We start from the raw sequence: 1,859 nt of genomic DNA, 5'->3' as shown, positions 1-1,859 counted from the left end.
GCATATGCTAGGGCAGTCTCGGAAACGGTTGTCGAAACACTTACACGTTTACACAGCATTGATTATCAAGCAGCCGGGCTCAGTATGATCGGCAAACCGAATGGATATCTCGAACGTCAAGTCAAAGGCTGGATTAAACGCTACGAACGGTCGAAAACAGATGAATTAGACGGGGTAGGTGAAACCGAGCAGTGGCTGCTCGGCAAGCTTCCCTCCTCGTCACTTTCCAGTATTGTGCATAATGACTTCAAATTGAATAATATGATGTTTTCCTACAATAGCCCTGAAGCCGTGGCTGTTTTTKACTGGGAAATGAGCACAATCGGTGATCCATTAACGGATCTCGCCATCAGCTTGGCTTATTGGACCGAGCCAGGTGAAACCGAAACAGGACTCACCTCCGTTACTAGCAAGCCAGGATTCCTAACACGTAGGGAATTGGCCAACCTTTATGCATTAAAAAGTGGCAACAGTCTCAGTGATATTGACTATTATCTAACCTTTGCCTTCTATAAGATAGCCGTTGTCCTTCAGCAGCTTTATTATCGTTGGAAAAATGGGGATAGTCAGGACAGCCGGTTTGAACATTTACACATTGGAATCAAAAATTTAATGCATCAAGCAAATCGAGCAAAAAACCGTGAATTGTTATAAGAAACATTTGGATATGTCTATCCACACCTTGGGTTAAAATTTAAATAAAAGTTTAAAAGAACAAAGTCCCTCTTATCAGCGACTGACGGACATCAGTAAGCTAGATTAGTCACCTTCCTCAACAGATTGATTAGCAAATGCCCTCGAGCCGATGGTGTCTGGTGCTAGACACTAGGACATTTCGTATTAGTTACATTTCCATAAAAAAAACAGCCCAAGACCAAGACAGAAAAACTTCACGACCATTTCTGTTCCAAATGGTCATGAAGTTTTTCTTCTATAGGTGTTTCATAGTATTCAGAGATCTGTTTCCGAATAAAAGGATTCAAGTGATATCTTGACCAATTTCCCATGAATTCTGTTGAGGAAATTCCCTTGTTCTTCATGTTCGATTCCTTCTGCGATATGACGAAAAGCAATCTAGAAAAAAAGAAAAATAATATTACCATCAACATGGTAAAACAGTAAAGGTGAAATCTGTTGGACTTCACCTTTACTGTTTTTCTATAATAATCCGAAAAGAAAAACCATTGACTAGACTAATGTTGTGTTTCTATAATCCATACTATTCCCCATCTAAATAATCAATGGCAAGGGCAATAAAATAACGAATAGATTCCAAAAACTTATCAATTTCTACATATTCATCCGGCTGGTGAGCAAGTCGTGGGTTTCCGGGACCAATTATAATAGTTGGAATTCGTAAATGAGGCCAATACACTGAAGCGTCAGTATAATAATTAACACCTGAGGGCCGTAGGTCTAAATTAACGTGATTCTTCCCTGTTTGAACAGCAAGTTTTACGAAATCATCAAATTCATTTGTGGACACGGAATCCATTCGATTAATAACCTTTATTTGATATGTTGACTGTGACTTCTCTGAAATCTCCTTGATCATATTCTCAATATCATGTAAAATGCTGTCATTATCTTGTCCAGGGACAGTTCGTATATCTAGAGTCAAATTACACTGATCAGGCACAACATTTGTTTTTACTCCACCTTCAATTGTTCCAATATTAATAGTTGGGTAGCCTAATAGTGGATGTGGAGAGTATTCAAATTCATAGGTTTGGAGACGATTCATTAATTCGTTCATCGCTGTAATGGCATTTATCCCTTGGTCAGGCATTGATCCATGGGCCGTTTTTCCGTAGGTAATAATTTCTAGCCATAGACATCCTTTATGAGATGTATACAGT

3 protein-coding genes are annotated in these 1,859 nt (G+C 38.9%); 1 reads left to right on the top strand and 2 read right to left on the bottom strand.

Annotated elements, in window-relative coordinates:
* Positions 1 to 654, top strand: a 654-nt coding sequence (locus tag AC1DUW_RS27475) for a phosphotransferase family protein (protein WP_477644008.1), incomplete at its 5' end; no start/stop codon positions are given.
* A gap of 236 nt (positions 655 to 890) precedes the next feature.
* Here AC1DUW_RS27475 and AC1DUW_RS27470 read toward each other — a convergent pair.
* Positions 891 to 1,040: a hypothetical protein gene (locus AC1DUW_RS27470; protein ID WP_477644007.1), complete on the bottom strand. Its 150-nt coding sequence runs from the start codon at positions 1,038 to 1,040 to the stop codon at positions 891 to 893.
* A gap of 179 nt (positions 1,041 to 1,219) precedes the next feature.
* On the bottom strand, positions 1,220 to 1,859 hold a 640-nt coding region (locus AC1DUW_RS27465), incomplete at its 5' end, for a M20 family metallopeptidase (protein WP_477644006.1).

The organism is Peribacillus sp. P4_C12 (assembly GCF_056402095.1).
This window is presented reverse-complemented; position numbering and strand designations above follow the sequence as displayed.

Excerpts from the sequence above, each read along its gene's own strand:
- AC1DUW_RS27470 (WP_477644007.1), bottom strand. The coding sequence starts at position 1,040 with ATGAAGAACAAGGGAATTTCCTCAACAGAATTCATGGGAAATTGGTCA.